The sequence below is a fragment of the Paenibacillus anaericanus genome (genome assembly GCF_003994475.1).
GTDB classification, from domain to species: domain Bacteria; phylum Bacillota; class Bacilli; order Paenibacillales; family Paenibacillaceae; genus Fontibacillus; species Fontibacillus anaericanus.
The window spans coordinates 21581-28425 of the sequence record NZ_RZNY01000042.1 but is presented as its reverse complement, the minus strand read 5'-3'; the positions used below and the strand labels follow the sequence as shown (position 1 = coordinate 28425).

8 protein-coding genes are annotated in these 6845 nt (G+C 37.1%); all 8 read right to left on the bottom strand.

Going from position 1 to position 6845, the window contains the following annotated elements; translation table 11 throughout:
• Positions 1–222: 222 nt before the first annotated feature.
• The gene (locus EJP82_RS25790) at positions 223–999 is read right to left on the bottom strand and encodes an MBL fold metallo-hydrolase (protein ID WP_211350303.1); all 777 of its coding nucleotides are present in this window, start codon (positions 997–999) and stop codon (positions 223–225) included.
• A 447-nt stretch (positions 1000–1446) separates the two neighbouring features.
• On the bottom strand, positions 1447–1827 hold the full coding sequence (locus EJP82_RS25785) for a hypothetical protein (protein ID WP_127194948.1): 381 nt from the start codon (positions 1825–1827) through the stop codon (positions 1447–1449).
• Between the two features lie 120 nt (positions 1828–1947).
• Complete coding sequence (locus EJP82_RS28070; protein WP_170220303.1) at positions 1948–2088, bottom strand: hypothetical protein; 141 nt, start codon at positions 2086–2088, stop codon at positions 1948–1950.
• Positions 2089–2095: 7 nt separating this feature from the next.
• Positions 2096–3301 (bottom strand): winged helix-turn-helix domain-containing protein, encoded by a 1206-nt coding sequence (locus EJP82_RS25780; protein ID WP_127194947.1) that lies wholly within the window; start codon positions 3299–3301, stop codon positions 2096–2098.
• 321 nt (positions 3302–3622) lie between these two features.
• Positions 3623–4192, bottom strand: a complete 570-nt coding sequence (locus tag EJP82_RS25775; protein ID WP_127194946.1) for a GNAT family N-acetyltransferase — start codon at positions 4190–4192, stop codon at positions 3623–3625.
• A gap of 70 nt (positions 4193–4262) precedes the next feature.
• A complete protein-coding gene (locus tag EJP82_RS25770; protein WP_127194945.1) occupies positions 4263–5180 on the bottom strand; it encodes a helix-turn-helix transcriptional regulator in 918 nt (305 codons plus the stop codon).
• 327 nt (positions 5181–5507) lie between these two features.
• On the bottom strand, positions 5508–6305 hold the full coding sequence (locus tag EJP82_RS25765; protein WP_127194944.1) for a tetratricopeptide repeat protein: 798 nt from the start codon (positions 6303–6305) through the stop codon (positions 5508–5510).
• Between the two features lie 98 nt (positions 6306–6403).
• The gene (locus tag EJP82_RS25760; protein ID WP_127194943.1) at positions 6404–6646 is read right to left on the bottom strand and encodes a 3'-5' exonuclease; all 243 of its coding nucleotides are present in this window, start codon (positions 6644–6646) and stop codon (positions 6404–6406) included.
• Positions 6647–6845: the final 199 nt, after the last annotated feature.

The window sequence follows — 6845 nt, the reverse complement described above, 5'->3', positions numbered from 1 at the left end:
GAATTCTCTTATCGAGGTGTCCACTTTTTATTCTAGTTCTATTATTCCAGTTAAGTAGATCAAAATAGGGTTTCCTTTATCATTTAACTGGAGGAATTCCTGATAAATCTAGAAAACTGACCTTGACGATGCCTCATCGTCACCCGAAGATAACGCCACCCATAAACTTCACTCATATACTCCACCAATATACTTCACTCATACACTTCTACAAACTATATCTCACTTTTTCAAGAGAATCTTCTGCCCCGTTTTAGCAAACCCGACATTTGCAGGTAATCCATAATCACGACTTAGATCAATATCATGAGACATGTGAGTAAAGATCGTATGTTTAGGCTTCACTTCATCCAGTAGTTCTAGCGCCTCCGTGACATCATACACCGACCTCGTATGAAACTCGGCATGCTCTTTGTAGAAACTTGTTCCGAGTACAAGCAGATCAAGCCCTTCAAGCGGGATTTTCTGTTCCTCAGGCAAGCCAATCGAATCTGAACAATACGCCCAAATATATCCTTCCTTCTCCAAACGATATGCGTAGGAGTAACCATTCTTACCATGGAACACTTTCCAGCCCTGAACGTTCCAACCAGCTAAAGTAACACCTTCATCCACGCTATGAACATCTAAATTTCCAGTAAGCCAAGGATACTGTCGGTTAATTATATCCAGCACCTCCTGCGGTGCGTACAATTGTCCCCGCCGCCCCAACCAGCGACAGGCGTCTGCCCACTCTGGCAATCCTCCGATATGATCAAAGTGAGCGTGTGTAATCAGAATATGCTCTACAAACCGCAGTTCCTGACTCTCCATCCCACTACGCCAATCAGGACCACAGTCGATCAGGAACCCACCTTTTTCACCATCTAAAGACACAACAGAACGAAACCGTCGATTCACTCCACCACTTCTTGCCTCCCCGCAGACTTCACAGTCACAATAAACGCGCGGAACCCCCATCGCATCGCCAGTTCCCCAGAATGTTATTATGTCGTTCACTACTTAACCCCCGTTATTCATTCTGTTGTGATCTCTCTATAGTAAAGCAGTTAATATTAAGTAACCTTGCCGTAGTGTTATCGTATGATAAGAACATGCATCCTAAAAAACCAAGAACTTGTACCCATTTCCTATTAGCTTAACAAAAAAGGTTGATATTCAACAAGATCAACCCATAATTTTTTAACTTATTAATTTTTAAATCATTCGGGTATAAACCATCGGCATCTCCGATGTTTGCCATGGAGTGGCTTGTTTATGAACTAACCGTTACATCGCGGCCGCTTCATGGCCCTTCTAGCGGAAGTCCGCCTACTTGCTTTGGCGCTGCCACCCTGATCATGGGTCTGATTTGACAACTCCAGCTTTGGCATCTGTTCCTCGCCGCAGGGCTACAACTATTCAAAGGGCAAATGTGCACCAGCTAACATTGTATATCAACTTCCACTAAATTCTAACTTCTACTGCTCCTTTACTAATATCAATTTCTTCACAGATTGGCGTTGAATCTAACTTCAATATCTCTAGCTCATTTAAGTAACCATCAACAACATGTAATTGGAATAATATTGGAGATAAATCCCCTCCTAATTCGACCACCATTTCCACGGGAACTCTTCTATTACAAATATACTTGTCTAAATTGAACGGAACTCTTAAATCAACCGTTTTACACCCACAATCACACACGCTAACTACCCTTGCCTGATTTATTTGAGTAGTCAGAATATCATTATCTGGTAAATGTTTTATCATTTTAATTATTGAGGACTTTTCAAATCTATTAAGCCCTCTAGGTTGTTCTAATCTCCTCTTTAAGTTACTCATTTTGCCACCTCTACCTTACGGGAGTATAAGTACCAACATTTGCATTACCATTCCCTCGGTTAAACGGGCGATATTCTACCGATACACCATTTACAACGACTGTTTGATAAGGTAACTGTCCTACTGGTGCATATCAAGTCCACGGTTAACTACATCCCTTGCAATTGCTTGCTCCACTTGTTGTGAACTCATGCCCAAATCTCTCCGACCACCATGTCCGAAGGTTACAGTAATGTTACCAACTTGAATAGTATTTTTCATTAGCTTATCAAATTATCTTATTCAAGCTCTCCTCAGTAACTCCATCAGCTTGTAGGTATCTACTAAAGGCATACAATTCCTTTTTTACAGCTGATTTCAGTTCTTCAGAGATCGCAATACCATCTTCCCACCACCAGTTTTTAATAGCAAATGGATTGTTGCCTCTATGAATTTCCGGCTCAAATCTTGCTACTATTTGATCTCCATATAGCACAGGAAGCACGTAATAACCAAACTTGCGTTTCTCTACCGGAACGTACACTTCCCAAGTGTACCTAAAGTTAAAAATTTCTTCGGTCATTTTCCGATCCCAAATAAGATTATCCAATGGAGCTAATATGCGCACTACCTTTTCCCTTGGTTCATGTGTTTTACTTAAAATCGCAAAGTCCTCATGTCTTATATAGAAGATGTCGTCTATTCCTTCAATTGAGATCATTACAAGCTTATTATCTTCTACTAGCTCTGACAGGATATTAGCTCTTAGTTCTTTGTTAGAGAGAAAATATCCGAGCCAGCCCCCTCCATTTCGCCCCCATAGTAATCCGGTACTTCCTACTCTCCTTTTAAAATACCACTTCAAAAATTCCCGTTCATTTTTAAAGGGGTCAGCACAATGTAGCAGTTCGTGAGGTAAGAGCCTTTCTATTAAATCATAAACCTTTTGTGTGTTATTTTTTCTGAAGACACCTAACTCACCGCAATTAAACATAAAATCCATTGCGACTCCAGACATTTTTCTATGTCCCCATTGACCGATCCCTACCCCTCCCGATTCCAGTTGTATAGATTGAAGCGGTCCTTTATTAAGTATTAGATCTCGAATAACATCTACAAGAGTTAGAGCATCAAGAGACTCCCTTCTTTGTAAAGTCCACCTTAATTCTTCTTCCTTTGCTGCTCTTATTCGATGAAAATAAGGCCAGTCTGAAGTAGAGTAAATAGACATCATTTTATCCCAACCGTCAACCAGTGATCGTTCCTTATATAACAGATTCTCGAAATAGGCCGGAGAGTATTCTCTTATCCGAGCTTGAAGTACGAGGTCAGCATTTCGTCCAACTACATTTAGCGGGTCGTACTGTATACATCCTACCCTTTTTATGTATTCCACAATTCCCTGCTCACCAGAAAATACATTTGTGTTATCTAGACCGTGGTATGTAACTAGAAATCTCCTTGCTTCCGAATTTGAAATTCTTATTGTTTTCATAATGCACCTCTTAAATTTTATTAGATGGAATAATTGGATTATCATTTTCTTTTGACTCAACACCAAAATCAGTGCTTGAAAAGATGTAATACGTAGATCAATTACCGCTACGCGGACGGATTATCCTTTNATACGTAGATCAATTACCGCTACGCGGACGGATTATCCTTTCGATCGCTGTTGCCTCCAAATTTGTTTGATTATATCGCTATAGCGGTAAAAATTTGGAGGCAAAGGCGACCGCTCCGCTTCTTCAGGACATTTCCGTCCTCTTCACTATGATCTAAATATACTTCTTCAATTAAAAGCACTGATTTCGGTTTAGAGCCTTTCTTTTAAGTAGTAATCTTGATATGGAATTATGCTTTTATCTGGTACTTCAGAAAACTTACAGTTCTTTAAGGCTATAACTCGTTCAGTATCTATTTTCTCAGCCTTAGTTAAAATACGCTCTATAGCAAAATCATCAAAAAAATGATTGGTTACCATATTCAATATTTCACTGAATGTACTCTCATTTTCACAAGATGATATCATGTCAATTCTCAATATACCGATTTTGCATTCACCATCCAAGAATCTGGTAGTATTCGGAATAGGGGCAATCTCAATAGTTCCAATCACCTTATTGGTTGGTTTGTTTGTTATACTCCATCTGATAAAAAATTTTTCCTTGAATACTTTATTCCAACTTCTAATAGCTCCCAGCACAGGCTCTATTCCATGGATGTTCCAAACTCCTCCACAATTATCATTGTTCATATGACTTTTTGTGATTGGATCGGTATAGCATTCAAACAAATCTGCCGCGTCCTCTTCTTTAACTAGTGTAAAAAGCATAAATTCCGTTTCATATACTGGGCATGTTTCAAAAGGATTTACTCTTAGCAATATACTTCCTCCTAATGAGTTGATGCTTATATTTTATAAAAGTAATGGTGACAACTGTATGTCGTAATTTCTAGTAAATTTCTACGATTTCTCTCGCCTTTTGTAATATCCGCTGTTTTAATTCTTCAGGCTCTAACACAACAACTTTATTACCAAGGGACAAAATAGTTCCGAACCACAAATGTTCATTCTGTATTACATTCAATTTCATTATAAAATCTCCATTTACATACTCTTTCTCTATACTCCCGTTCAGATACTCCATTACAAATACTTTAACTTCAGCTTTGCATCTTATTTTGCAAGTTAGGTATTTACGATTATCATTGGCTTCGTATCTTGCCATTAATACATCTGCACTCTCATGTTCTTTTGAAATGTGCTTGTCTATAACATAGGTATTATTCATTCGCACTAATTTATAAAGCCTGTAATCTTGTTTTTCGATACAAAAGGCGAATAAATACCAAGCATACCACTTGTATGTCAGCAAAATTGGATCCACTTCTAGTTGACTAGTCCAATTTTCTGCATTGGTGTAGTCAAATGAAATCATCTTTTTTCTTGAAATAGCACTCTCAATAAGCTGTATTCTCTTATCTGTATCTATACCTTCGCGAAGCACACCAAAGTCCAAAGATATATTGTTTGTAAGAGATTTGTTGCTTGAGACTGACACTATTTTCTCTAGAGTCTTCTCTATGTTTGGATTACCGTAGGCAGTAATCAATCCCTTGAGTGCTGTCAGTATGTATGAATAGTCAGTGTCATTGGCAAGCTGTCGCTCCATTTTAAAACTATTCAATATACCATAACCACCATCTGTACCATAAAACGAAACGATAGGAATCCCCGACATATTTAATGTTTCAATATCCCTCTGAATTGTTCTATGTGATACCTCGAACTTTTCAGCTAATGTCCGTGCGCTAACCTTTTCCCTATTTAAAAGAAATATCACTATTCCAAGCAAACGTTCAATTTTCAAAATGTTTCACCTCAAGAAATCTATTTTTAAATAATTGCTCATATTCCGATGTTTAATCGACATTACATTTTCACCATACCTAATGTGAGTTCTTATGTAAATAAATATTATAACTTTCTATTTTGAGTTAGAATTCCTGTATTCCTTCTTTCTAACTTACGTAACTATATAAAAACGCTACTGACAACGGTATGTCAGCAGCGCTTCTTATTTTGTCACAAGTCACTATTAATCAAGACTAAAATATTGGTCACCAACAACACAGCTGTTGATAATTAATTTGTATTCGCAACTGGCGGTACAATTTCTTGTTTTGAGCAAGGAACATTAATCTTCAGTGACATCTCTCGAATGATCAACCTTTCCAAGTGATACTTGGAGTTTCTCATAAAACCTTTTTGCGGTATCATTGTCGGGTTCTAAATTCAGTAACTTATTTGTCCATTCAAGCGCAATTTCATAATTTTTAATTTTAGCATTATGATACATAATATCAATCATGCACTCCGTTTCATTCGGACTAATTTTGTGAGCCAACATAAATGACTCGAGTGCTAGATTGAAATTGTTCATACATGACAGCACAAGGCCTTTATTCCTAACCGCATCATAACAACTTTCGTCCAACAAATAGGCATTGTCAAAATGTTTGAGTGCTAACTCGTACTTTGATAATCTGAAGTAACACATTCCCAAATTTAAATGAGTCTCTGACTGTTTGTCATTTATTTTTAATGACTGGATATAATAGCTTTCAGCTTGTTCAATTTCTTCGATTTCAAAATAATAGAGACCTAAATAATATAAAGCATCTTCACTCTGATCATTTATTTCTAGTGCTTTATTGAAGTGCTTTATTGCTTTTTTAAACTCTCCCATCTTAAGATAGACTCTACCCAAATTGAATACGGGTCTCTCCCATTTTGGACTAGAATTGATAAGCTCTTTAAAACATTTAATTGCATTAAAAAAATCCCCAAGTGCTAAATGACAACACCCAATATAATTTCTGCAATCTGAAGACGGTTGATGGGCCATTTCAATTTCAAATAGAAATAGTGCTTTTGAGTAATTTCCACTAACATACTCTTCCTCACCTTGATCATAATAGCTATTTACATCCAACAGATACACACCTTCTTACTCTTAATATACATTTCATGATCGATCACCACACTTGTCTTTTTCTTTTGGTCAAAATAATTTGGAATACAACAAGAACTTTAAGTTTTAAACCAACCGTATCCTAGATCAACTATTTGAGCATCTTTATACTTAATTCCTCTAGTCTCAAGAAATGTAGTTAGATCTTGAAATCTATCCAAACTAACATCTTCATCTAGCCATGATGCATCACATTCATCGCATATATATATAATTATCTTCAGGTCTTCTACTTTATGCTTACCTATCAATCCATTCCCATCGCATCTCGGACAAACAACCTTACCATTATACAACTCCATATTTCCCCTCCTACCTAAGCATCTTGGGTAAACTGTAACTATCCCATTAGTTCCAAGTGTAACTACTATACGAATTGCTGTCCGCATTACGAGATATAAATTGTATATTTATTACATTATCGATCGAATGGACCAGATAATTAATCTTGACGCATACACCTTATTTTAAAAAAACAGGGATTTCTTCGGTAGCATCATT